The sequence below is a fragment of the Asticcacaulis sp. P4_H10 genome (assembly GCF_056400965.1).
Genome location: NZ_JBFUKH010000008.1, coordinates 1 through 23,055 on the forward strand (window position 1 = coordinate 1; position 23,055 = coordinate 23,055).

The following is a 23,055-nucleotide window of genomic DNA, read 5'->3' on the forward strand; positions in this document are numbered from 1 at the left end:
GGCATCACGATCAACACGGCGGCATCACGATCAACACGGCGCACGTCGAATATGAGACGGCCAACCGTCACTATGCGCACGTCGACTGCCCGGGCCACGCCGACTACGTGAAGAACATGATCACCGGTGCTGCCCAGATGGACGGCGCGATCCTGGTCGTTTCGGCTGCCGACGGTCCGATGCCGCAAACGCGCGAGCACATCCTGCTGGCCCGTCAGGTCGGCGTTCCGGCCCTGGTCGTGTTCATGAACAAGGTCGACCTGGTCGACGACGAAGAACTGATCGAACTGGTCGAAATGGAAGTCCGTGAACTTCTGTCGTCCTACCAGTTCCCGGGCGACGATATCCCCATCACCAAGGGCTCGGCCAAGGCCGCGACCGACGGCGTCAACCCGGACATCGGTGAAAACCAGATCCTGGCCCTGATGCAGACGGTTGACGAATACATCCCGCAGCCTGAGCGCCCGATCGACCTGCCGTTCCTGATGCCGGTCGAAGACGTGTTCTCGATCTCGGGTCGTGGTACGGTCGTCACCGGCCGTGTCGAACGCGGCATCGTGAAGGTCGGCGAAGAAGTCGAAATCGTCGGCATCCGTCCGGTTCAGAAGACGACCTGCACGGGCGTCGAAATGTTCCGCAAGCTGCTGGACCAAGGTCAAGCTGGCGACAACGTCGGCGTGCTGCTGCGCGGCACCAAGCGTGAAGACGTCGAGCGCGGCCAGGTTCTCTGCAAGCCGGGTTCGATCACGCCGCACACCAAGTTYATCGCTGAAGCCTACATCCTGACCAAGGAAGAAGGCGGCCGCCAYACSCCGTTCTTCACSAACTACCGTCCGCAGTTCTACTTCCGTACGACGGACGTGACGGGCATCGTGAAGCTGAAGGAAGGCGTGGAAATGATCATGCCGGGCGACAACGCCGAGCTGGACGTCGAACTGATCACCCCGATCGCCATGGAAGAGAAGCTGCGCTTCGCTATCCGTGAAGGTGGCCGCACCGTCGGCGCCGGCGTCGTCTCGAAGATCGTCGAGTAACCAGGGTCGCGGACCCTGGACCCGGAATCGCGACAGTGCTGAACGCGCTCAAGTGACAACGGGACAGTCTAAAAAACAGAACCCCTCCGGTGCAAACCGGAGGGGCTTTTGTTTGTGCCGATGACAACGCACTTTCTCCGCCCCACGGAGTGGGGAGGGGGACCGCCGAAGGCGGTGGAGGGGTACGTCTCAGGCCGCACCACCTGATAAGTGTCCGGAAGCTCTGCGCCGTACCCTTCTGTCGCGTTGCTTGCGCTCATATCCACCTACCCGGCCGCGCCGGCAGGCAAGCTTCGCGACACAGAGGAGGAAACGGAACGACTTATGTCTAGCCAATAGGTAATATGTTCAAAGACATGTGCGCTATTCCTCGTCCTGCCAGTAAAGCTTCGGATGCGCCTTGAGCCAAGCCTCAGCGCGGCGGCGGCCCTCGGCCTGCCAGTCCTCTTCGACAGGTTCACGCCACGGGTTAGCGGCGCTCAAGAATCCTTCGCGATAATAAGGAAGGTGGTGCGCCAACAGCAGCCATTTGCGCGCCTCGGCTCCGTCCTGTGGAACGAACAGGCCGCGGGCATAATAGTGACGCAGTGCATTTTGGGCGACCGGCCAGCCTTTTTCGGCCGCTGCCGCATACCAGTCGAAAATCAAGCGCTCATTTGGGTCCTGAGTCGGATCGATGCCGGCCGGGGTCTCGTAATCGCTGATCCATTCGAGCTGTGCCGGGACGTAGCCCATGTCCGCCGCCTTTCGGAGCCATGCCAAGCGCGTCACCCGTGCTGCCTCACTGAAGCCGGACGTGCCGGGCGGCAGGTAATTGGCCAGCAGGTACAGGCCCTCCGGACTATCCTGCAATGCCGATTTTTCCGCCACGTCCCGGGCGCGGTCGCCTTCCTCGGGCGTGGCCATGGCAGCCATAAGCACCGTCGCCAGCCTCCATTGCGCAGTTTTGTCGCCCGCGTCGGCGGCTGCGGACAACCTCTCGACTGCGGCGTCGAAGCTTGTGACCTCGTCCTTGTACACATATAGGGTCCGGATTCGATCGGCAGCCGTAGGGTCGCCCTGGAGCGCTGCTTTAAGGTTCCACTGATAGCCCTTGCGGTAGTCTCTGAGCGTCGCTGAGGTTTCGTAAATCCCGGCGAGACGGCCCTGCGCGAAGACATCCCCCTTTTCAGCGGCGCGTTTGAACCACAGGAAGGCGCGCGTCTCGTCCCGGCGATGGCCGGGATAGTCAGCACTATCGTAGAAATACCCCAGATCCCTCTGCGCTTCGGCGCTGCCAAGATCGGCGGCTGTACGCAGCCAGTAGATCGCGGATGCTTTATCAGCTCCCCCTGGAACCCGTCCCGAGGCATAGGCATTTCCCAGGGTGATCATGGCCTCTACATCGCCCGTTTTCGCGGCGGCTTGCAGTTCGATTACGTCATCGCGCACGTAGTGGCGCAATCTGAGGGCATCCGCCGGAGCCGCGCAAACAAGACAAAACCCGATAACGGCGGCGGCAAGGCGTTTCATATCATCCCCCGTAATGCCTTCAGTAGGCCACAACGCCAAGCCACCGGCAACAGTGGTAAGCAGGCTTGACGCATTTTCGAACCACGTTAGATTCCCACCAACAAAAAATGCGGGAATTTCATAGAGATGGCGTCGGAAAATGACACACGTTTGACGCCCGACAGCGATCTCCGCTTCCGCACCCTCTTCGAGCAGGCGCCCTTTAGCGTCCAGCTCCTTGCCGCCGACGGCCGGACCCTGGCTGTCAACCACGCCTGGGAAGCCATGTGGGACGCGCAAGGCGAGCACCGCATGAAGGCGCTGGTGCTCGACGGCTATAACGTCCTGACCGATCCGCAGCTTGAGGCCAAGGGCATAACGCCCTACCTGCGCCGCGCCTTTGCCGGTGAGTCCGTCGAGATCCCGGCCATCTGCTACGATCCCGCCGACACGGGCCTGCCGGGACGACCGCGCTGGGTCAAGGCCACGGCCAATCCCATCCGCGATACATCCGGCGCCGTCTACGAAGTCATGCTGATCCACGAGGACGTCACCGCCCAGGTCGAGTCCGAGGAGGCGCTGCGCTACGGCGAGGATCGGCTGCGCCAGCTGGCTGACAGCATTCCGCAACCGGCCTGGATGTCCGAAGCCGATGGCCGGGTCATGTGGTACAATGGCCAGTATTACGACTATACCGGTATCGATCCCGACAGTGAGGATGGCTACAGCTGGCGCCGCATCGCCCATCCGGATGAAATCGAATGGATGCAGACCTTGCGTGAACGCTCAGTCGTCACCGGGGATCGCGTGCACATCACCGCCAATCTCAAGGGCTGGGACGACGTTTACCGCCCGTTCCTGATCCTGATTGCCCCGCTGAAGGACGCGACCGGCCAGGTCCGCCACTGGTTCGGCACTGCCACCGACATTTCCGGCATCCACGCCGCGCAGAAGGACCTGCGCGTCGCCGAAGAGCGCCTGCGCCTGGCCACCGAAGCCGGCGATATCGGCATCTGGGAGTGGGATACGGCGTCGGGCAAGATCATCTGGTCGGACCGCATCTACGACATCCACGGCGTCGATCGCAAAACCTTCGTACTCAATGTCGAAAACTATACGGCGCTGATCCATCCCGAAGACCTGCCGACCCTGTGGAGCAGCGTCGAGACGGCGCTGGCCGACAACAGCGGCTTTTCACTTGAGTTCCGCGCTGTCCTGCCGGGCGGTGGCATCCGCTGGCTGGCGACCTGGGCCAGGGTCGAACCCGAAGGCCCCGACGGCGGCCAGCGGCTGATCGGGGCGGTGCTGAATATCGACGCCCACAAGACCGCCGAAGAATCCTTGCGCGACGGCAGCCGCCGAAAGGACGAGTTCCTGGCCATGCTGGCGCATGAACTGCGCAATCCTCTGGCGCCGATCGCCATGTCGGCCGACCTGCTGCGCCTGCCGAAATTCGATGAAAAGCGGGTGCGCCAGACCGCCGAGGTGATTTCCCGTCAGGTCGCCCACATGACCAAGCTGATTGACGACCTGATGGACGTGTCTCGGGTGACGCGCGGCCTGGTCCAGCTCGATCGCCAGCCGCACGACCTCAAGGCGCTCGCCGTCACTGCCGTCGAACAGGTCCGGCCGCTCATCGAGACGCGCAATCACGCGCTCAAGACCCACATGGAAGCCGGTCCCGTCCGGGTTTCGGGCGACCGCACGCGCCTGGTGCAGATCCTGTCGAACCTGCTCAATAACGCCGCCAAATATACCCCGCCGGGTGGTGAGATCAGCCTGGATGTCGGTTTGCGCGACGGCGAAGCGGTGGTGACGATCCGCGATTCCGGCGAAGGCATAGCGCCCGACCTGATGCCGTTCGTCTTCGACCTGTTCACACAAGGGACACGCACGCTCGACCGCTCGCAAGGCGGGCTCGGCATAGGTCTGGCCCTGGTCAAAAGCCTGGTGGAGATGCACGACGGCACGGTCGAAGCCAGAAGTGACGGGGCCGGACAGGGGACGACCTTCACCGTCGTCCTGCCGCTCGATGCCGTCGCCAAAAGCCCTGATGTTATCGCTCAGGCAACCGCGACCGAGGCATCGGCCCATCGTATCGTCGTTGTCGATGACAATATCGATGCGGCGCAGTCCCTGGCCATGCTGCTTGAGGCCAGCGGCCATACTGTGACGGTGTTCGACCACGCGCGGGCGGCGCTGGATGCCGCGCCGAAACTGCTGCCGGACGTGTTCATCCTCGATATCGGCCTGCCGGACATGACGGGCCATGACCTGGCGCGACGCCTGAGGGCCATGCCGAAGCTTGCTGCCGCGACGCTGATCGCACTCACCGGCTACGGCCAGGCCAGCGACCGCGAGGAATCCAAGGCCGCCGGTTTCGACCACCATCTGGTCAAACCCGCCGACCCGCGCCGGCTGGAAGCGATACTGGCGGAGATAGGTCGGGCATAAGGCATCGATCAGCAAAGATGACAGAGCGGGGATAAAAACTGAGTAGCCTGGACATAAAGCTCGATATTTCAGTGACCTAGATGCGCCTGAACGCGAGTTGACCATCGCGCAACCGACACCCTAGTTTCCCGGCTATCAAGGCTCCTGGGAGACGCGCGTTATGAACATGTCCGAAGAACAATTGCACTGGATGGTGAAGGTATTTCAGCCGGAGAAGACGGTTGCCTCGCTGCCCGGGGCGGCGTCGCTTACCGGCGCAGCGTGCGCGGCCTTGCTGGGGCTCGATGCCGACTATTATTCCGCCGAACTTGCGAGGCTCGCAGCCGAAGCCAGGACTGCCGCCCAGGATTTGCTGGCGGACCCTGAGGTCGCAGCGATGGTCGACCAGGTGCCTTTGCGCGCTGGCGCCAGAGTCTTTGCCGTGGGCGACAGTCGGACGTCGGATCCGCAATCTTGGGCGGTCATTCTGCAGGAGATGTTTGTGGCGCGACGGCCCGCCGACGACATATCGATTGTGGCCAGTGCCGTCAGCGGCGACACGACAACGCACGCCCTGATCCGCATCCGGGAAGTGCTGGCCGGCGATCCGGACTGGGTCCTCTGCTTTGTCGGCATGAATGATGCGCGAACGCAAGGCAACGCGCCCACCAAGACCATCGTCCACCGCGAAGAGACGGCGCGGAACCTCGCCGAGCTTCGGTCGCGGGTCACGAGGGAAACCCGGGCGCGGTGCCTCTGGATCACGCCCGTGGCGGTGAACGAAGACCAGGTGTCGCGTCATTGGGCGTTTTCCCGCTTCGGCGTGCGTTTCCGCAATGACGATATCGCCGAGGTCGCACAGATCATGCGCGGGTTCGGCGATCCTGTTGTCGATCTCTTTGAACGGTTCGACACGTCCTCGCCCGATATACTGATGGAGGACGGGCTTCATTTCACCAAGGCCGGGCAGCAGCGCATCGCCCTGGAGGTCCTTCGCGTCTGGGCGGACTGCGCCTGAGGGCGAGCGCTCAGGCCAGTTCGGGGTGGGCCGTCAGATAGGCCAGCGTCGCCCTCATCGCCTCGCTTTTGGCATCGCGGCAGGTGAGGGAGGAATGCGCTATCCCATGCACGACGCCCTCGATCAGATTTGGCAATACGAACAGAATGCGGTCCATGTTTTTGGCGTCGGCTGCGATGGCCTCAGCAAACACCATGCGCAACGCAGCGCGAAAATGCTCCGGTCCTTCATTTAAGGCGTCGGCGATGACCTGGTGCAATTCCGCGTCGATGGAATGAAGATCGACCAGGTCTTCAACGAGACCGACCACGAAGGCATTGAACGATGACGACCTGCAGGCTGCTGTGTGGCGCTCGAAGACGCTCCGCACGTCCGCGACATGGCGCTCTTGCAGAGCGCTGAAGATCGACCGCTTGTCGGGGAAATACTGATAAAGGGAACCGATGCTGACGCCGGCCACCTCGGCGATGCGGTTCGTGGTGATCGAAGCCGCGCCATGCCGCTTTAGAACCACGGGGACCGCCGCCAGGACGGCTTCGACGGTTTGGCGTGAACGGTGTTGTGCGGGCGTGCGCCGGGCCGGGATGTTTGCGCTATGCATCCCCGGAAGATACCGGCGCGCGTGGCGCGGGTAAAGTGCATTGCGACCGACGACAGCAACGCCGCGGATTTTACGCTGCAGACCTCAGTTATCGAAGATGAACTGGTCGGCGTCGATCGTCCTGACGCCCTTCAGCAACACACTGTCGTTCAGTACGCCGTCGTCGCCATAACGGATCAGGAGCCCTTCGGCGACGTGCGTCACCTTGACGTCCGCCCGTGTCAGGCCGTCGGCCGAAAAGTCGAGCACATCTTCGGCGCCAAAGTCGGCAATGACGTCCTTGCCATCGCCAACGCCAAAGATGAAGCGGTCGGCGCCGGCGCCGCCAGCCAGCATGTCATTGCCGTGCCCGCCGATCAGCGCGTCACGGCCGCCATCGCCCATCAGGTTGTCCGCGCCGTCTTCACCATAAAGCGTGTCGTTGTCCTGGCGGCCATAAAGGGTGTCGTTGCCAAGGCCGCCATAGAGCTTGTCATCCCCTGCCATGCCGTAGAGTTTATCATTGCCGCCCGAGCCCTCCAGCGTGTCCTGAGCCTTGCCGCCGGAAACGATGTTGTCGGACGCGTTGCCGACGCCCCGGAAGGTTTCGTCGCCAGCGTAGGTCAGGTCCTTGCGGCCGGCGGCCAGAATATAGGTCGGCTTATTGGTTTCAATGCTGGCGCCGACCAGCTTTTCGAAATACCGCGACGGCGGGGGAGGTGGCGCCACGATGACATCGTCCGGCGTCAGGCCCTGGACATTCCTGATCGTCAGCGTGTCGCCGCCGGCGAAGGTAATGACCGTGTCCTTGCCGACGATCTTCTGTTCCAGGTCGGCAAAGGCCACCTTCATGCGGCTGAGGTCGATGCGGTCGTCATTGCCCGCGACCCGGCCGAAGTCGTTGATGACGTCCTTGCCGAATCCCTTGCCCTCGACGACGAAGACGTCATTGCCCGCCCCGCCGTGCAGCACGTCGTCGCCTTTTCCGCCCCACAACACGTCGCGGCCACCCTTGCCGCTGATGATGTCGTTACCGGCGCTGCCGGTCAGGACGTCGTCGCGCTCGCTGCCATTGACCGGCGAGGGCAGGGCGGCAATCGCCTTGACAGTACCGATCAGTCTGGAGGTCAGGGACCTGGTGATATCGCCAAGGTCGGTCTGGTCGCTTACGACGTTGTCGATGGTCAGGACTGCACCATTGTCCTTGAGGTCGAACAGCAGTGAACGGCCCGACGCGTCGGTGAATTCGGAATCCTGGATCGTCACGCGGGCATTGGCCCCCAGCCAGATATTGGCGGGATTGGTTGACATGCCGCCGTGATAGGTCGGGTCGATCCCCGACACATTCTCCAGCACCGTATCCTTGGCCCACAGGCGGAAATTGCGCGTATTGCCGTCGGCGACGGCATTGATAAGGGTGGTCTTCGACGACTTCAGGTCATAACCGGCGTCGGTATTATTATAGGCCAGCGTGTTGATGAAGGCGACATCGTAGACGTTTTCCTCGGTCGCGAAGCCATCGCCGTTGCGGTAGTCGTTGAGCGTATCGGTGATATTGCCCATCTGCGTGTCCTTGATGACAACCGCATGGACCGTGCCTTCCAGCTGGATACCGGTGGCGAAGTTGCCGCCGTCGATGTGGCGGCTGTCGCCCGACACATCCTCGATCAGCACATTGTTGGTGTCGTAGCGCAGCGAGACGACGCCCTTGGCGAAACCCACCACATCGACATCGCGGATGACCAGGCCCGAGACGCTGGCCTGATCAGCGTCGCCGGTCGCGAAATTATAGACGAAGCGGTCGATATTCTCGGCCGTCATATGGCTGAGCGTGATGTCGCGGATCTCGCCGGCCAGACGGAACACTGTCTTTACGTCTTCGAAGGCCATGTTCTCGAAGCGCAGATGGTTGGCGCCGTCCAGCAGGCGAAACACCTCCTGGCCCTGCAAGGCTTTCGGCGAGTAATTGGCGGCGCGATTGGAGACGAAGGTCGCGTCCATGTCGGCGCCCGACGACGACACGCCCTTGATAAGGATATCGGCTGCCGCGCTGCCGCCGTGCGACAGGTTGACCGAGCGGGTGATGTTGTAATCACCTTTGTCGGCCAACAGCAGGATGCGATCGCCGGGCCGGGCCTTGTCGATCAGAAGATCGAGCTGGCTGAGCGTCGCAGCGTTCCTGATGCCAGCGCCGCTTTGAAGCCCGCTGCCGGTCGGCGAGATATAATAGTCAACCATGGTTCCGCCCCCCGGCGGCAGCCTCCTGTGGATCACGGCGAGGGCCGGCAATCCAACGGGCATCATTAGTGGAAATCATACGGGTGACAGGCGGTGGGCTGAAACGAAAGGCGCCCGGATAGTGCGAATAGTAGAGGCTTAACGGCAGATTCTGGCCGAAATACGGTTAATGACTTTCGCCTCGATTACGAAAAACGAGGGCCAAAGTCATCCGCATTCGCCAAATGGAAAGCATAAATCTTAATATATGCTGATTGGGTGACACATTCGCTTGCAAGGCGAAAGTGAGAAGCGCCTTGCAAATCGCCTGTCTTCTGACCGGTGGGGCGATAGCCTGGCGTGATCATCTCCTTGATAGGATACCCTATATCCCGTATCAGTGTACCGCGCCGTTAATCGAAGGGACCGGAAGATCATGCCGTTGAAAATCGCGTTTTTGATCATGGCTGTGGCCGTCTTTGCAATGCCGGCTACAGCGGCGCCGCTCGATCCGGCATCTGCCTTCCCGCCCAAGATGCAGGCGTTTCCGCTTTACGGTGACGCAGCCATTCCCAATTCCATACCTGGTCCCGATAAGGAAACCGGCGCCGACAAGGGCTGGATCCAGAATGTCTCCCGTCCCACCATCCAGGTCTATTTGCCTTCCAAGGCAAAGGCCACGGGGGCGAGCGTCCTCGTCATACCGGGTGGCGGCTATGCCGGCCTGACCTTCGACTACGAAGGCGTCCAGCAGGCGCAGTACTTCGTCGACCATGGTATTGCCGCCATCGTCCTGAAATACCGGCTCCCGAGCGACGCGACCATGCCGGACAAGTCCGTCGGGCCACTCCAGGACGCCCAGCAGGGGCTGCGCCTCATCCGGCTGCACGCAAAGGAATGGAACCTCGATGCGTCGCGCGTCGGCGTGGTCGGCTATTCGGCGGGCGGGCACCTTGCGTCAACGATGGCGACGCATTTCCAGAAATCCTACATCGCCAACCCAGAGTCGATAAGCCTGCGTCCCGACTTTGTCGTGCTTGTCTATCCCGTTATCACAATGGATCCCAAGACCACGCACGGGGGCTCGCGGACCGCGCTTCTGGGCCAGTCGCCTTCGGATGCCCTGGTCAGGGAATTTTCGAACGAGCAGCACGTCACACGTGACACGCCGCCGACCCTGATCCTGCATGCTGCTGACGATCAACTGGTCGATATCGACAACAGCATCGTCTATTTCAATGCGCTGCGCCATGCGGACGTGCCGGTGGACGCGCGCTTCTTCGCCAAAGGCCAGCACGGCTTCCCTCTGTTGCCGCGTGACACCTGGCAAGGCGCGATCACCGACTGGATCATGTCTGAAGGCTGGCTCAGCCCGCGCGCCAAGTGAGGGCCTGCATCCGCGCCGCTACACCTTGGGACTGAAGAAGCTGTTGGCCGTCAGCCGACCGGTCCTCGGATCGTCGCTCAGGTTCGTGCCATCGAACAAGGCGCAATGCAGGACGTTGCTGCGATAGATGACCAGGCGGTTGAACTGCATCCCAACGTGATCGATCATGTCGTAATTGGGCGTGTCCGGCCCGGCAAACCCCGTCAATCGCTCGCCGTCGCGGTCGATCTCGTGCGCGACCGCCTGCATATAGCTGTCGCGGCGATCATTGTGGACCGACTCAAACCCGCTTAAGCGATGGCGGAAGAAGGCTGTGCCGCCCGGCTGGTCCTTGCAGAGATAATGGACCATGGCCAGGCTCATCGGATTGGGTTGGTCGAAGTGCGGAATGCGCTGCAACGGCCCAAAGCGCTCAAGCCCCCAGGTCGCCAGCGCATAAAAGCCATAGGCGACCAGCGCCTGATCCTGCGGCAAGCCAAAAGCGCGTTCGAACGACGGCTTAAGCACCGGCAGCAATGCCCGAAGATATCCCACCGGCAGGTCGGCATTCACCCCCGGATAGAAGGTGCCGTTGGGCGGCGACCAGGACGCACGCGCCGCGGCATCGACCATCGCTTCGGGGTCTTCGAGCACATCATCGATGACCAGAACCGGATTCCGCTCGACACCGATAGTGCGCAGCTTCACGCGGGCATTCGTGTTCAGACGGACATCGGCGACGGGAACTTCGGTCATGGTTCACGTTTATCCGATTTGCCGCGCGTCCGACAAAATAAAATTGGTCTGCTTGCGTATGGGGCCTGTTTGGCGGAGACTTGCCGAAAAAGGGAGGGCTAACCCATGGAACGCATACGCTTTACGTCGCTCGACGTCTTTCGCGGCCTGACGATCTGCCTGATGATCGTCGTCAACATGCAGGGTGAGGGCGCCTATCCGATCCTCGGCCACGCCGACTGGTTCGGCTTTACGGTGGCGGATATCGTCTTTCCGTCCTTCCTGTTCGCCATGGGCAATGCGTTGGCGTTCGGCAAGGCGGACCTGCCGGCCGGCGCGTTCTGGCTCAAGACCCTGCGCCGCGTCGCCATCATCTTCGCCCTCGGCTATCTCCTCTACTGGTTCCCCTTCTTCAAGCACACCGACGCCGGCTGGGTCATGAAGCCGATCGAGGAGACGCGCATCATGGGCGTGCTGCAACGCCTGGCCCTGTGCTACGGTTTCGCTGCCATCGCCGCGCGTTACCTCGGTGTGCGCGGGCTTCTCTTGCTCTCGGCCGTCCTGCTCCTTGGCTATTGGGGGATATTGCTGGCTTCGGCGCCGCCCGAACTGGCCCTGACCAAGACCGGCAATATCGGCAACTATGTCGACCAACTGATCCTCGGCAAGTCGCACCTCTATCCGTGGGATGAGGGTTTTGAACCCGAAGGCATCCTTGGGACCATCCCGGCGACCGTCAATGTCATTCTGGGGTATCTGGCCGGCCTCTATATCCGCAAGCACACGCCCGGGCATTTTGTCATGATCCGCTTTATCGGCGCGGGCGTCGTACTGATCCTGGCGGCCCTGGCCTGGGGGACAGCCTTCCCGATCGGCAAGAAGCTGTGGACGTCCAGTTTCGTGCTGCTGACCGTCGGCATCGACCTTATCGTCCTGGCCGGGCTGATCGCCTGGATCGACCAGGCCAAACAGACATTCGGCGTCAGGTTCTTCGAGATCTTCGGCAAGAATCCCTTGATCGTCTACCTGTTCTCCGAACTTCTGGCGGTGATATCGTGGCAGTTCGATATCGGCGGCAAATCCGCCCTGGGCTGGGTGTCCGGCAGCCTTCAGGCCTACGTCCCTGGCGCCCCTGGAGCCTTGCTATTCGCCGTGCTCTACATGCTCGTTTGCTGGCTGTTTGCGTGGATTCTGCACACCAGAAAGATCGTTATCAAGGTCTGAATGGTTATTGAATCCTGATAATTTGCAGGGCGCGGACACCCTCCGTGCCCTGTTTTTTGGGCAATTTGTGATCACAAAAAACCCTTGCGCGCTATAGCCTTCTCGCCCCTGCGAGATGCCTAACCACACCGTAACTATAACGACGTTATCACAACTTTGAGAGGTTGGATTCCTTCAAAATTTATTAGTCCATATTCGCTATGGTTGTGTGGCTAGGGGAACGGAGAAAGCAAAAATGCTTACAGGGTTAGCGTCCCGCAGGTCCACCGAAGGTGTCTCGTACGGCAACCCGGCCCAGTTCTGGGTCGAAACACGCACAGCCAGCCTGCGCCTGGCGGTCTTCGCGCAGCATGGCGGCATGGTCGAGCCGGGCACGGATATCTGTGCGGCCCACATCGCCGGAAACGACCTGAGCTTTCATACCGTTGTGTCCTGCCGTGCCGTCTGGGAAGTCGAAAAGGAAGGCGGCCGGCTGATCCCCAGCCCCGTGCACCATCACCCGGACAGCATCATCCTGGCCCGAAAGTGCCAGACGATCATCAGTATTCGCGGCCGCCACGCCTGCCATAACCGCACAGGCGAGGTCTGCGTCGATGGATTGGACAGCGCCCTGGTCGCGTCGCTCAACGAATCTCTCGCTGCCGCGGGCTTTGTCGTGCACGACGCACCGCCCGAAAGCCCGGCGCAACAGCCCGACGACATCTGCAACCGCGGCCAGCGCCTGCGTGGCGTCGAACTGGATATCAGCCATGAACTGATGTCGCGCCTGCTGAATGACGCCGGCATGATGGCGCACTTCGCCGCAGCCGTCCGCCATGGCTTCGCAACGGTTCTGCCGGAGTGCTGAATCCCGGCCTATAACAAAAGAGTCGCGCAATAATCTCACGGGGAGCGGCTGCAGGACGCTCCCCTTTTGCTTGTGCCGATCACAACTTTGGGAAGAGGCATTTGTTGAAACCTTGTTAGTCACGCGGGCCTATAATGGCCTGGCTAGGGGTTTTGGAGATTTCAAAATGCCTGCGGGGTTACTACTCGAAAAGCCCGTCCAGACGGTTGCCTTCAGCAGCCCGGCCCAGTTCGCTGTCCATACGCGCACGGCCAGTCTCAAGGTGGCGATCTTTGCCCAGTACGGCGGGCTGGCGGAACCGGGCACCGATATCTGCGCCACGCGCATCGCCGGCGACGACCTGAGCAGCCACACGGTGGTGTCGTGCCGTGCCGTCTGGGCGGCCGACGACGGCGAGGCCCGTATGGCGCCAAGGCCTTTGCACAACCACCCCGACGGCATCGCCCTGGCGGAAATGTGCCAGACCGTGATCAGCATTCGCGGCCGTCACGCCTGTCACGACGCCCTGGGTGAGGTCTGTGTCGATGGACTGGACGCGGACCTGATCACATCGATCGAAGACACACTGTCGGCCAGCCGTTTCGTAGTCCACGACGGCCCCGAACATAGCCGCGCCAAGCATCCCGACAATATCTGCAATCGCGGCCTGCGCGCACGCGGCGTCGAGCTGGACATCAGCCACGAACTGATGTCGCGGCTGCTGAACGAGACCGACACTCTGGCGCGCTTCACGGCTGCTGCTCGTTCCGGCCTTGCACCGGTCCTGGCCGACGTTTGACACACATGACGACGCGCGATAGCTTCGTGCCGTACCTTACGGGAGCCGTGCAATGATCCTGCTGGCGCTATTGCAGAGTGCGTTCATAGCCATTTTCTGGACGACGGCTATGGTTATATTTTTCCATTTGATCGGCGATCTGGTCTTTCTCTCACTCGTGACGGCTGGGTTTTTCGCGATACATTTCCTTGTGACACTGATCCAGGGACGCGTTTTCGGCAGGCCTTTGTGGGGAGAGCAAAAGCCGTGCGGCTGACCCGGCGCGGCTGATTTTGGGGGATTTAATGTGGCCATCATGAGCGACGCCCTTATCCGCCCGGCGGCGGAGTCCGACCTGGCGGGCGTGATCGCCCTTTATCGCCACCTTCATCCCGACGAACATATGGAGGCGGCAAAGGCCCAGGCGGTGTGGTCGCATCTGCTGACCTCTGGCTTCACGACCGTGATTGTGGCGCAGTGCGACGATCGGCTTGTCTCGTCCTGCACCCTGGCCATCGTGCCCAACCTGTCGCGCGGCGGCAGGTCGTATGGCGTGATCGAGAATGTCGTCACCGACGCCGACTACCGCCAGCGCGGGCTCGGCCGGCAGGTTCTTGCCCACGCGCTTGAACGCGCCTGGCAGGCCGTTTGCTACAAGGTGGTGCTGGCGACGGGGTCTCAGGTCGAAAGCACCCTGCGCTTCTACGAAGGCGCGGGCTTCCAGCGTGGCGGCAAGACCTATTTCGAAGTCCGCCGCCCCGGCTGACCCGCCAATGTCAGGGTGCAGTGCTGCACCCAACTCGCCGCTAGAGGTTGCGCGCGGCGCGTGACTCGCGCGTCTCAAGTTTAAACTTGCATTGTGCGCTGCAGAATGAACTACTGACACGATCTCACGGCGCCATTCCGGCGATCGCGAGCAGGTTATCCGCGTGTGTCCAGGTGTATCGCCAAGCGTAATTGGGGGGTTTCACGTTCGCGTCCGGCAGACTGCTGTCATGGGACAATGAAACAATGAAACCAGCGACTTTCGGAATATTTCTGTTGGTTATCGCGAGCTTTTCGGCCGCGATGCCCGTTGGCGCGCGCGAGACCGGACCCTACTGGCCGGCCGCCAAACGCGACGCTTCCGTGCGCAAGGACCCGGGACCTTTGGGTGCGGTCTGGACGGTCGCCGATGACACCGAAGAGGCCAGGACTGCGCCGCCGGTCAAGGCGAAGCCATCTCCCAAGGCAGCCAAGGCCACCGTCAAGCCTGCCGCCAAGTCCAGGATGCCCGCCAGGTCCACAGCGGTCAAAAAGGCCGCTACCGCCGTGAAGGCTGCGCCTGTCGCGAAACCGGCGCCCAGGATACTGCCCCAGACATCGGCCCAAGCAGCGGCCAAGCCCGTCAAACCCGCTCCGGCAAAGCCCGCGACGGTCGTAAAGCCCCAAACGCCTGCCGCCACGCCAGCCCCGGTAAAACCCCAGGCCGCGGCTTCGGCTGCCAGCACAGCCGACGCCATCATCCTTGCCGACGCCCGCACGGGCTGTACCAACAAGGACGCCAATGCCTGCCTGATCCTGGGGCGGATGTACGTCACCGGCACCATCGCGGCCAAGGACGAACCCGCTGCCGCCCGGACATTCAAACAGTCCTGCGATCTCGGCAATGGTGCGGGCTGTCATGCCCTGGGGATGATGTACGAGAAGGGCGCCAATACCGCCGAGGCTACGCGCTACTACAAACTGGCCTGCAAACTTGGCAACGCAGCAGCATGCAAGAGCAGCGTCAAGGCACCCGGCAAGGTCGAGGGCGCCCGGCTCAATCTCGGCGAATTGCTGTTCCCGAAAAAGGCGCCCGTGTCCTGACGCGCACCGCGCCAGCCATTACGGGCTGGCGAACAAAAACAAGGGCCGGGCACGCACCCGGCCTTTTTGCTGCCCTTTATTTAACGCTTGCGTTAATTAACATATATGTTAAATATAGTCCATGGACACACTTTCTCAGACCCTTTCGGCCCTGGCCGATCCCACCCGGCGGGCGATCCTGGCGCAACTCAGCCAGGGCGAAGCCACGGTCAACGATCTGGCCAAGCCGTTCGACATCTCGCTGCCGGCCATTTCGCGCCATCTCAAGGTGCTGGAAGCCGCCGGCCTGATCTCGCGCGGGCGTGAGGCCCAGTGGCGCCCGTGCCATCTCGAAACCGCGCCGCTCGAGGCCGTCGATAGCTGGCTCGGTGACTATCGCCGCTTCTGGGACGGCTCGTTCAACCGCATGGACGCCTATCTCAAACTTATCCAGCAGAAACCCGACACGACAGGAGATCCGCAATGACCGCCGATTCCGCCGGCTTGATAGAGCCCGAACTGCGCAACCTCGCCACCCGCGACGACGATCTGCGCCTCGACCGCACCTTTGATGCCCCGCTGGCGCTGGTCTGGCGCATGTGGGCAGACCGCAACCATATGATCCGGTGGTGGGGACCGGAAATCTTCACCTGCATAGAGCTCGACTGGGCGCTGACGCCTGGCCACCGGTGGAGCGCCGTCATGGCCTCCAAGGCGTTCAACCGCAAGATCTCCCACATGGGCGGTGTCATCCAGGAAGTCGTACCCAACGAACGCATCGTCTTCACCTTTGCCTGGGCCAAGGAGTCCGGCTTCGACCAGGACACCGTCGTCACCGTTACCTTCACCGAGGTCAATGGCATGACGGTCCAGAGCTTTCACCAGACGCCGTTCACGACCGTCGAGATCCGCGACATGCACGTCGGCGGCTGGAACTCGCTCATCACCAAACAACAGGTTTACGTCGAAAACTTCGCCGTCGTCGAAAGGGCCAGCCAATGATCACGCTCACCACCTATGCCTGGGTGCCCGATTTCGCAGCACCCTTGATGCGCGCCTTCCGCGTCCGCTGGGCGCTTGAGGAGGCAGGCCTGCCGTACAATGTCCGTCACGTCGCGCTCGGCCCGGAGCAGACCTCGCCCGAACACCTGGCGCGTCAGCCCTTCGGCCAGGCGCCGGCGATCGAGGCGGACGGCCTGACCCTGTTCGAAAGCGGCGCCATCGCCCTCTATATCGCCGAGAAGAGCGAGGCGCTGATGCCGCGTGACGAGATCGGCCGGATGCGCGCCACGGCCTGGGTGTTCGCCGCGCTCAACTCGGTCGAAACGGCCGTCCAGCAATTGGGCGAGATTACCTTCTTTCATAAGGACGCCGACTGGGCGAAGGAGCGCCGGCCCCAGGTCGAAAGCTTTGTCCGCCGCCGGCTGGCCTCGGTCGAGGAAGCCCTGGGCGACAAGGACTATCTCGAAGGCGGCTTTACGGTCGGCGACCTGATGATGTCCGACGTTTTGCGCATCATCGACGGTACGCACCTGATCGATGCGTTCCCGAAGCTCAAGGCCTACAAGCTGCGCTGCGAAGCCCGCCCGGCCTTCCAGCGTGCCATGCAGGCCCAGATGGACGGTTTCAGGCAGGCGGCTTAACCCGCGCTGCCGAGTCCGCCAGCAGCGCCTCCAGTGCGGCGCGCTGAATATCGGCCAAGGGCACGGTGGTGATATCCGCCGTGCCCAGCCGCGTCTTCAGGGCTTCGATGACGCGACCATTGGCGTAGGCATGCGAGTCCGCCGGGTCCTGACCAATGGAGCTGGCAAACCCCTTGAGCAACATGGGCGATATCCGCTGGGCGAAATGCAGCTCGACCAGCTTGGCGCGGTATTCCAGTTCCCACGGCTTGAGGTCGGGAAAGCGCTTGTAGTCGGAGAAGTGCTGGGTTTCGTGCCCAAGGAAACTCAGCCGGAACAGTTCGTCGTCCAGCGACGGATAGGCCGGCACGACCGCGTAGAGCCCCTCAGGCTTGGCCCAGCCGCCCGTGCCGATCTTGTCGCACGTCAGATAGCGCAACCAGCCCATGCTGGTGAAGGCGTCCAGATAGGTGACCGAGACATTGAACGCGCCTTCGGGCAGGGTCACATCGCGCCGTTCGGTCTTTTCCGACGTCCATACCATCAGTTCGCGCAGGCGGCCCGTCCGGCCCAGCAGCACGCCATAACCCTTTGCCTTGAAGCCGGCTTCAAGCGCGGCTTCGATCTTGTCCCAGTCGGCGTCCGCAGGCAGCTTGTAGGCGCTCACCAGGACCTTGCGCAGATTGTCTTCGGCCTGTTCCACCGTCTGCCGGCCCATTGCCACGTCCTGCCAGTAGCGCCGGTAGGACAGCAAGGCATCGCTTTGAGACGCAGCGACCGGCGCGGTCAGCCGGTCAGCAATGCAGCCGGCCAAAGCCTTCTGATCATCGGGCAGGTCCGCCACATGGATCGAACCGATCAGCTTTTGCGCCGTTACGCCGTCGGCCTGGGAAATCGCCCCCAGCGCCTGCCGCAGAGTCGCCTTGGCCGCCGCATCGGGCGCTTCGGCCGCCTGAACGGGCGCCCACGCCATCACAAGAAGCGCCGCCACGGCACCGAAAAATCTGGTCACAGAACACCCCTTTTCATATGCAAGCCTCTGTCGCCTGACTTGCATTCCGCATCCGATACGCCTTCAGCGCAACCATTTTAGGTCGTATCGAGCGCAACCTGTCAATATGCCAGCGGCCTTACACCGTGCTTGCAAACCCGCGCACCGATCCCTGTGGTCCGCTTATCGTCAGGCGAACGAAAGTCCAGCCTCGCTGCATAAGGGAGTAGGTCATGGCAGATACAATGGCGAGCGCCGTTTCAGGCTTTACCCAGGAAACGCTTCGGGTGAGAACAGACCTGCAGGCCTGCAAAAAGCCGCGCGCCTCATTCAGCCTCGGCGCGCTGACCGTCGAAGCCTGCGAAGGCCGCGACACCCTGTGGCTCAGGTTCACGCGCGGGGAGGCGGGCGGCATCGCCCTGCGCACAGCCTTCTGCGCCGGTCCCTACAGCCTCAAGTCGCTTGACCGTACGCCCCAGGGCTTTGATGCCGCCATCGACAGCGAATCCGGCGCGTGGCGGGTCGAATTCCGCATGCTGGATGAACAAATGGCGCGTGTGCGCGTCCTGCTTACGCCCTCGGTGGACCTGCTGATCCCGTTCTGGCCGCGCGACCTCTATGTCCTCGACGCCGACAACGATCCCTTGGGCGCGAAAGGCAATGTCGAGGCCAGCCAGCGCGGCTTCAATACCGGCCTGTGCTACTTCCATCTCGATGAGCCCGCCTTCGGCACCGTCCTCTATCTGCAGAATTTCACCGCGCTCAATCCGTACTTCGCCGCCACGGGCACCAGGCCCGACGGCGTCGTGGGCGGCGAGTGGCCAGAGCTGGGCTATCAGCCACCGGCGTCGCCCAATGGCAACTCGCCGCCGACATCGCCGCTCAAGGCCGCAACGGAATACGTCGTGTCCGACGCCTTCCTGTGTTTCCGTCAGGAATGGGCCAATGATGAGCTGGGCCAGGCGCGGCGCTTCATCGACATGATGGCGGACGTCTATCCGCACCTCGACCAGCCGCAACCGCGCTTTCACGACTGGCCAGCGCGCGCGACCAGGACACTGCACGACCTCAAAACCGCCAAGGACGCGCACATCGAACATTACGGCCATCTCTATCTGCATCCCTACACGGCCGCCGAATATCCCGATGCGATGGTCCAGATGAGCGTGGCGTCGTCGCTGGACGAATACGAAATGCTGACCGGCGAAAAGGTGGCGTTCAAAGACACGCTGATGGCCGGCATGGGGCGCTTCTTCGACAAGAAGCTCGGCACCATCCGGCGCTACCTGCCCAATGTCGGTGACGACAAGAACGCCGACGCCGTCGACGCCTGGTACCTCTATCACCCGCTGATGAACCTGGCGCGGCTGGCCCTCAAGGGCGACGCAAAGGCGCGCAGGCTGTTCACTGGTTCGCTCGACTACGCCATCCGCGCCGCCCGCCATTTCGACTACATCTGGCCCGTCCAGTACGATGTCCGCAACTTCAAAGTCATCGTCAAAACGCGCGGCGACGGCTTCGGCCAGACCGACGTCGCCGGCCTCTACGCCTACATCATGCTCCAGGCCTATGAGCTGACCGGCGAGCGCAAATATGTCGAAGAAGCCATGGCCGCCATGAAGGCGTGCGAGGACATGCGCTTCGAGCTGGTCTACCAGACCAACCTGTCGGCCTGGGGCGTCGCCGCCTGCGTCAAGCTGTGGAAGATCGAGGAAAACGAACGCTACCTGTCCCAGGCCGAGGTCTTCCTGGCCAGCTTCGTCCACAATTGCGAACTGTGGGAGTCGCAGATAGGCCACGCCCGCCATTTCAACAACTTCTTCGGCGCGACCTGCCTGCACGACGCGCCCTATATGGCCGCTTACGAATGCTTCGAAAGCTTCTCGGCCTTCGATGAGGTTCTGCACCTGGCTGCCGAAGACCTGCCACCCAAGATGAAACTGTTGCTGGCCGAGTTCCGGCGCTTCGCCTTCGACCGCAGTTGGTCCTACTACCCCGACGCCTTGCCGGAAGACGCCGTGGCCAAGGACAATATCCGCAACGGCCATATCGACCGCAACCTGTCCTTTCCGCTCGAAGACCTTTATGGCGATGGCCAGCCGGGCGGCCAGGTCGGCCAGGAAATCTACGGCTGCGGCGGCGCGTTCATTATCGCGGCACGCGGCTTCTATGAGCGCGACATCCCGTTCCGCATCTTTGCCGACTATCCGTACACGGTGGTGCTGAACGGAAACAGCCTGCACCTTGCGCTGAAAGGCCCGGCGGACTATCCGGCCCATATCCGTCTGCTGCCGAAACCGGGCAGGGCGCTGCCCGATATCACGGCCCATAGCGGCGGCACCGCGCCGTCGCGCTTCCGGACACACAAGGCCGGCGACGGCGCCCGCGCTTTTGAGGCCCCCGCCAACGGCTTTGTCAGCCTGAGCTGGCCAGAGTAATCAAGCCGGTCAGGTGTATCGCGGCTATTGTAAGGTGGCGAGGTTCAGGGGCGCTTTTCAACCAGTTTTGCCAGGGCATCGAGATAGCTGGCAAACGCCTTGCGACCTGCCGGCGTGATATGGGCGCGCGTCAACGACTTGCGGTCCTGAAACCTTTTGACGATCTCGATATAGCCGGCTTCTTCCAGCCTGCGCAGGTGGGCCGACAGATTGCCCTGTGTCGCTTCCAGTACGGCCTTGAGCTCGGTGAAGTCCGCCACGTGGACGTCCATCAGGTAGGCCATGATTCCAAGCCGCACGCGCCCGTTGAACGCGTCGTCGAGCCGCTCAGTGTCGAAGCCGTCGCCCATGACTAGACTGTGCTCCGTTTTGACGGAAACGCAGCACAGTCGAGAGTCCTTGCTTGTCGCATGCCTGGCCCGAAAAACCGGGTTCCACTTTTTCGGAGCATGCTCTAGCCCTGACTTTTCGCCATCCGCATCATGATGAGGCCTGAGCCGCCCATCAGGAAGAAGAGGGCCAGCGCCAGGATCAGGACATAGGTCGGACTGTCGATCTGGAAGGTCAGGGCGAAGGTGGTCAGGAACCATCCGGCCGACACGCCGGCCAGCCACAGCTGGCGGCGGATCTGGTAGGCGACACACCACGCCGCCCCCTGAAGCGCGCTGACCACGGCCGGGTAATACAGCCAGATATGGACGTCGTGATGGCTGCGGGCATTATAGCCGAAGAAGAAGACCATGAAGATGTTGGCCAGGCCCGCGCCGATGAAGGCGGCATTGACGGCGCGCGTCGCCACGCCCTTCGGTTCCGACTTGCGGCCCTGCCACCAGACCCAGGCGATAACGGCCACCATGATGGCCATCGGCACCAGTGCGACGACGTAGTTGCCGACATAGCCAAACGCGACCAGGCCGACCATGGCCGCCCATTGCCCAAAACATTGCAGGCCGAAGATGACGCCCCCAACGAAGAACAGGAGGCCACCCGACATTTGCGCCCGTCCCCCTTCGGAGACGAGCGCGCGAACAAAGGCGAGGTTGGCGGAGACGTCGTGCGCGACGTCTTTGTCAGGGGTCATGCCGTTGCGTCCACAGAGATCGGCGCGTCCTTCGCCTTCCGGCGCCGGCGGCCGTTGAGAATCGAACCGATGAAAGTGTAGCGCACGAAAAGCGCATAGCTCAACAGCCCCATGGCAAAGGCGCCGAGGACGACGATCGCCGCCTTGAGCCCAACCCCGACCGGCATGGTCTTGACCCACCACTGCATCAGCATGACCAGAGGCAGGTGAACGATATAGATCCAGTAGGACGCGTCAGAAACAAAGCGGACCAGGGGGTTTTCGCGCCTGATCAGCGCATGTCCGCCGCCGATCAGGAAGACAGCCCACGACCACGCCGTCAGCGGATAGGTCAGGCAATACAGCGGATGTTCGGCGCCGGGCGCGGGCACCATGACCGGACTGGGGCCGACCTGGGTGAGGCACCACCAGGTACCGCCAACAGCCGCAATGCCGTGCACCCAGAAGCGCGAAGCCATGTGATCGAGCAGCTCCGGATTGCGATGCAGCCACCATCCGAAGGTGAACGCCGTCACGAAACCGGCCACGGCCATCAGGCTGGGGAACAGACCCATGTCCGGCGTCTGGATGCCGAACCACATCAGCCACGCCGGATTTGCCCAGAAGCCCGCGGCGATCGGCGCCGCCAGGACAATGGTAATCAGGTCGAAGCGGGTGAGCACGCGGATGACCGGGTCGAGCAGCCGGCCCAGCACGCCACCGACGCGGGTGACATCGGTCACGAACTTGAGCAACGCAGCCCCCATGCACAGCAGCAGCAGGACATACAGGAACCACAGGTGCATCAAAGGGATATTGCTGGCGTCGAAGGACGGCGGTGTCGGCGGGGCCGCTCGCGCTCCGGCCACTGCGCCGGCCGCCGGCATGTTGGCGCCGATCATGACGGCGAGGATGGCAATGCTCATCAGCGGCCAGAAGATGAGGAAGGGCACGCCGACACGCTTCAGCCGGTTGCCAATGAAGCCGCCCAGGCCACGCTTCTGCATCAGCAGCCTGGCGAAAAACCCCGCCAGGACGAAGAAGGTGATCATCCGGAACATGTGTATGACGTAGAAGGCGACATTGAAGCCGACCTCGGGTGTGCTGTCCCAGACCAGCCAGACACGCGGCGTCATGAACGACATGATGCCATGAAGGACGATCCCCAGCAGCAGGGCGAAGGCGCGCACGGCGTCCAGGCCGTGCCAGCGCTCACCGGATAGTGGATTGGACGTGGACATGATGCTTCTCCCTTAGCCTCATGCCAAAAAGTGGTCGCCACTTTTTGCATCAACATGAGCGCCTGTCTCACACGAGCTTGATCGCCCGATTGACATGCTCAGTACATGGACTGGTTTGTTTTGTAAACCGGTCTATACGTCCTGTAGGCATGGTGGCGCAGTTGCGTCCATCAG

22 protein-coding genes are annotated in these 23,055 nt (G+C 62.2%); 14 read left to right on the forward strand and 8 right to left on the reverse strand.

All coding sequences use genetic code 11. The annotated features are described in order from the left end of the window. Positions 1–1,034, forward strand: a 1,034-nt coding sequence (gene tuf / locus AC1DON_RS14700) for an elongation factor Tu (protein WP_476935567.1), incomplete at its 5' end; no start/stop codon positions are given. A gap of 363 nt (positions 1,035–1,397) precedes the next feature. Here the strand turns inward: tuf and AC1DON_RS14705 are convergent. Beyond that, positions 1,398–2,546, reverse strand: coding sequence for a tetratricopeptide repeat protein (locus AC1DON_RS14705; RefSeq protein WP_476935568.1), 1,149 nt, complete (start codon positions 2,544–2,546; stop codon positions 1,398–1,400). 126 nt (positions 2,547–2,672) lie between these two features. Here AC1DON_RS14705 and AC1DON_RS14710 point away from each other — a divergent pair, with 126 nt between their 5' ends. Next, on the forward strand, positions 2,673–4,979 hold the full coding sequence (locus AC1DON_RS14710) for a hybrid sensor histidine kinase/response regulator (RefSeq protein WP_476935569.1): 2,307 nt from the start codon (positions 2,673–2,675) through the stop codon (positions 4,977–4,979). Between the two features lie 160 nt (positions 4,980–5,139). After that, the gene (locus AC1DON_RS14715) at positions 5,140–5,976 is read left to right on the forward strand and encodes an SGNH/GDSL hydrolase family protein (protein ID WP_476935570.1); all 837 of its coding nucleotides are present in this window, start codon (positions 5,140–5,142) and stop codon (positions 5,974–5,976) included. A 10-nt stretch (positions 5,977–5,986) separates the two neighbouring features. Here the strand turns inward: AC1DON_RS14715 and AC1DON_RS14720 are convergent, their stop codons facing one another. Both AC1DON_RS14720 and AC1DON_RS14725 read right to left on the reverse strand, forming a co-directional pair. After that, a complete protein-coding gene (locus AC1DON_RS14720) occupies positions 5,987–6,577 on the reverse strand; it encodes a TetR/AcrR family transcriptional regulator (protein ID WP_476935571.1) in 591 nt (196 codons plus the stop codon). Positions 6,578–6,661: 84 nt separating this feature from the next. Beyond that, positions 6,662–8,794 (reverse strand): calcium-binding protein, encoded by a 2,133-nt coding sequence (locus AC1DON_RS14725; protein WP_476935572.1) that lies wholly within the window; start codon positions 8,792–8,794, stop codon positions 6,662–6,664. Between the two features lie 415 nt (positions 8,795–9,209). Here AC1DON_RS14725 and AC1DON_RS14730 point away from each other — a divergent pair, with 415 nt between their 5' ends. Then, positions 9,210–10,160, forward strand: a complete 951-nt coding sequence (locus tag AC1DON_RS14730; RefSeq protein ID WP_476935573.1) for an alpha/beta hydrolase — start codon at positions 9,210–9,212, stop codon at positions 10,158–10,160. An 18-nt stretch (positions 10,161–10,178) separates the two neighbouring features. On the opposite strand, the gene AC1DON_RS14735 is transcribed toward AC1DON_RS14730, so the two are convergent. Continuing rightward, positions 10,179–10,895, reverse strand: a complete 717-nt coding sequence (locus AC1DON_RS14735; protein WP_476935574.1) for a DUF6445 family protein — start codon at positions 10,893–10,895, stop codon at positions 10,179–10,181. Positions 10,896–11,000: 105 nt separating this feature from the next. Here AC1DON_RS14735 and AC1DON_RS14740 point away from each other — a divergent pair, with 105 nt between their 5' ends. The 9 genes from AC1DON_RS14740 (at position 11,001) to AC1DON_RS14780 (ending at position 17,172) form a co-directional block, all read left to right on the forward strand. Then, complete coding sequence (locus tag AC1DON_RS14740) at positions 11,001–12,098, forward strand: acyltransferase family protein (RefSeq protein ID WP_476935575.1); 1,098 nt, start codon at positions 11,001–11,003, stop codon at positions 12,096–12,098. A 235-nt stretch (positions 12,099–12,333) separates the two neighbouring features. Then, a complete protein-coding gene (locus AC1DON_RS14745; RefSeq protein WP_476935576.1) occupies positions 12,334–12,945 on the forward strand; it encodes a poly-gamma-glutamate hydrolase family protein in 612 nt (203 codons plus the stop codon). Between the two features lie 166 nt (positions 12,946–13,111). After that, positions 13,112–13,723 (forward strand): poly-gamma-glutamate hydrolase family protein, encoded by a 612-nt coding sequence (locus tag AC1DON_RS14750; RefSeq protein WP_476935577.1) that lies wholly within the window; start codon positions 13,112–13,114, stop codon positions 13,721–13,723. Positions 13,724–13,775: 52 nt separating this feature from the next. After that, positions 13,776–13,979: a hypothetical protein gene (locus AC1DON_RS14755; RefSeq protein ID WP_476935578.1), complete on the forward strand. Its 204-nt coding sequence runs from the start codon at positions 13,776–13,778 to the stop codon at positions 13,977–13,979. A gap of 39 nt (positions 13,980–14,018) precedes the next feature. Then, positions 14,019–14,468, forward strand: coding sequence for a GNAT family N-acetyltransferase (locus AC1DON_RS14760; protein ID WP_476935579.1), 450 nt, complete (start codon positions 14,019–14,021; stop codon positions 14,466–14,468). A 245-nt stretch (positions 14,469–14,713) separates the two neighbouring features. Continuing rightward, positions 14,714–15,550, forward strand: a complete 837-nt coding sequence (locus AC1DON_RS14765) for a tetratricopeptide repeat protein (protein ID WP_476935580.1) — start codon at positions 14,714–14,716, stop codon at positions 15,548–15,550. A gap of 121 nt (positions 15,551–15,671) precedes the next feature. Continuing rightward, positions 15,672–16,016 carry an ArsR/SmtB family transcription factor gene (locus tag AC1DON_RS14770; RefSeq protein WP_476935581.1) on the forward strand — a complete coding sequence of 115 codons (345 nt, stop codon included), beginning with the start codon at positions 15,672–15,674 and terminating at the stop codon, positions 16,014–16,016. Beyond that, the gene (locus tag AC1DON_RS14775) at positions 16,013–16,531 is read left to right on the forward strand and encodes an SRPBCC family protein (RefSeq protein WP_476935582.1); all 519 of its coding nucleotides are present in this window, start codon (positions 16,013–16,015) and stop codon (positions 16,529–16,531) included. The genes AC1DON_RS14770 and AC1DON_RS14775 overlap by 4 nt, the downstream gene beginning before the upstream one ends. Beyond that, positions 16,528–17,172, forward strand: a complete 645-nt coding sequence (locus AC1DON_RS14780; protein WP_476935583.1) for a glutathione S-transferase family protein — start codon at positions 16,528–16,530, stop codon at positions 17,170–17,172. Before AC1DON_RS14775 ends, AC1DON_RS14780 begins: the two co-directional genes overlap by 4 nt. Here the strand turns inward: AC1DON_RS14780 and AC1DON_RS14785 are convergent. After that, positions 17,156–18,163: a hypothetical protein gene (locus AC1DON_RS14785; RefSeq protein ID WP_476935584.1), complete on the reverse strand. Its 1,008-nt coding sequence runs from the start codon at positions 18,161–18,163 to the stop codon at positions 17,156–17,158. The two genes, AC1DON_RS14780 and AC1DON_RS14785, sit on opposite strands and share 17 nt — an antisense overlap. A 212-nt stretch (positions 18,164–18,375) precedes the next feature. On the opposite strand from AC1DON_RS14785, the gene AC1DON_RS14790 reads away from it, so the two are divergent. After that, on the forward strand, positions 18,376–20,580 hold the full coding sequence (locus AC1DON_RS14790) for a hypothetical protein (protein WP_476935585.1): 2,205 nt from the start codon (positions 18,376–18,378) through the stop codon (positions 20,578–20,580). Between the two features lie 44 nt (positions 20,581–20,624). Here AC1DON_RS14790 and AC1DON_RS14795 read toward each other — a convergent pair whose 3' ends face one another. The 3 genes from AC1DON_RS14795 to AC1DON_RS14805 form a co-directional block, all read right to left on the reverse strand. Beyond that, entirely contained in the window at positions 20,625–20,930 is a 306-nt protein-coding gene (locus AC1DON_RS14795; RefSeq protein WP_476935586.1) for a winged helix-turn-helix domain-containing protein, read from the reverse strand. 104 nt (positions 20,931–21,034) lie between these two features. After that, the gene (locus AC1DON_RS14800; protein WP_476935587.1) at positions 21,035–21,661 is read right to left on the reverse strand and encodes a hypothetical protein; all 627 of its coding nucleotides are present in this window, start codon (positions 21,659–21,661) and stop codon (positions 21,035–21,037) included. Then, positions 21,658–22,881 carry an acyltransferase family protein gene (locus tag AC1DON_RS14805; RefSeq protein ID WP_476935588.1) on the reverse strand — a complete coding sequence of 408 codons (1,224 nt, stop codon included), beginning with the start codon at positions 22,879–22,881 and terminating at the stop codon, positions 21,658–21,660. Before AC1DON_RS14805 ends, AC1DON_RS14800 begins: the two co-directional genes overlap by 4 nt. Between the last annotated feature and the right edge of the window lie 174 nt (positions 22,882–23,055).

Excerpts from the sequence above, each read along its gene's own strand:
- AC1DON_RS14745 (WP_476935576.1), top strand. The coding sequence starts at position 12,334 with ATGCTTACAGGGTTAGCGTCCCGCAGGTCCACCGAAGGTGTCTCGTAC.
- AC1DON_RS14770 (WP_476935581.1), top strand. The coding sequence starts at position 15,672 with ATGGACACACTTTCTCAGACCCTTTCGGCCCTGGCCGATCCCACCCGG.
- AC1DON_RS14715 (WP_476935570.1), top strand. The coding sequence starts at position 5,140 with ATGAACATGTCCGAAGAACAATTGCACTGGATGGTGAAGGTATTTCAG.
- AC1DON_RS14725 (WP_476935572.1), bottom strand. The coding sequence starts at position 8,794 with ATGGTTGACTATTATATCTCGCCGACCGGCAGCGGGCTTCAAAGCGGC.
- AC1DON_RS14760 (WP_476935579.1), top strand. The coding sequence starts at position 14,019 with ATGAGCGACGCCCTTATCCGCCCGGCGGCGGAGTCCGACCTGGCGGGC.
- AC1DON_RS14735 (WP_476935574.1), bottom strand. The coding sequence starts at position 10,895 with ATGACCGAAGTTCCCGTCGCCGATGTCCGTCTGAACACGAATGCCCGC.
- AC1DON_RS14775 (WP_476935582.1), top strand. The coding sequence starts at position 16,013 with ATGACCGCCGATTCCGCCGGCTTGATAGAGCCCGAACTGCGCAACCTC.
- AC1DON_RS14780 (WP_476935583.1), top strand. The coding sequence starts at position 16,528 with ATGATCACGCTCACCACCTATGCCTGGGTGCCCGATTTCGCAGCACCC.
- AC1DON_RS14795 (WP_476935586.1), bottom strand. The coding sequence starts at position 20,930 with ATGGGCGACGGCTTCGACACTGAGCGGCTCGACGACGCGTTCAACGGG.
- AC1DON_RS14805 (WP_476935588.1), bottom strand. The coding sequence starts at position 22,881 with ATGTCCACGTCCAATCCACTATCCGGTGAGCGCTGGCACGGCCTGGAC.
- AC1DON_RS14800 (WP_476935587.1), bottom strand. The coding sequence starts at position 21,661 with ATGACCCCTGACAAAGACGTCGCGCACGACGTCTCCGCCAACCTCGCC.
- AC1DON_RS14730 (WP_476935573.1), top strand. The coding sequence starts at position 9,210 with ATGCCGTTGAAAATCGCGTTTTTGATCATGGCTGTGGCCGTCTTTGCA.
- AC1DON_RS14720 (WP_476935571.1), bottom strand. The coding sequence starts at position 6,577 with ATGCATAGCGCAAACATCCCGGCCCGGCGCACGCCCGCACAACACCGT.
- AC1DON_RS14740 (WP_476935575.1), top strand. The coding sequence starts at position 11,001 with ATGGAACGCATACGCTTTACGTCGCTCGACGTCTTTCGCGGCCTGACG.
- AC1DON_RS14755 (WP_476935578.1), top strand. The coding sequence starts at position 13,776 with ATGATCCTGCTGGCGCTATTGCAGAGTGCGTTCATAGCCATTTTCTGG.
- AC1DON_RS14790 (WP_476935585.1), top strand. The coding sequence starts at position 18,376 with ATGGCAGATACAATGGCGAGCGCCGTTTCAGGCTTTACCCAGGAAACG.
- AC1DON_RS14705 (WP_476935568.1), bottom strand. The coding sequence starts at position 2,546 with ATGAAACGCCTTGCCGCCGCCGTTATCGGGTTTTGTCTTGTTTGCGCG.
- AC1DON_RS14750 (WP_476935577.1), top strand. The coding sequence starts at position 13,112 with ATGCCTGCGGGGTTACTACTCGAAAAGCCCGTCCAGACGGTTGCCTTC.
- AC1DON_RS14765 (WP_476935580.1), top strand. The coding sequence starts at position 14,714 with ATGAAACCAGCGACTTTCGGAATATTTCTGTTGGTTATCGCGAGCTTT.
- AC1DON_RS14710 (WP_476935569.1), top strand. The coding sequence starts at position 2,673 with ATGGCGTCGGAAAATGACACACGTTTGACGCCCGACAGCGATCTCCGC.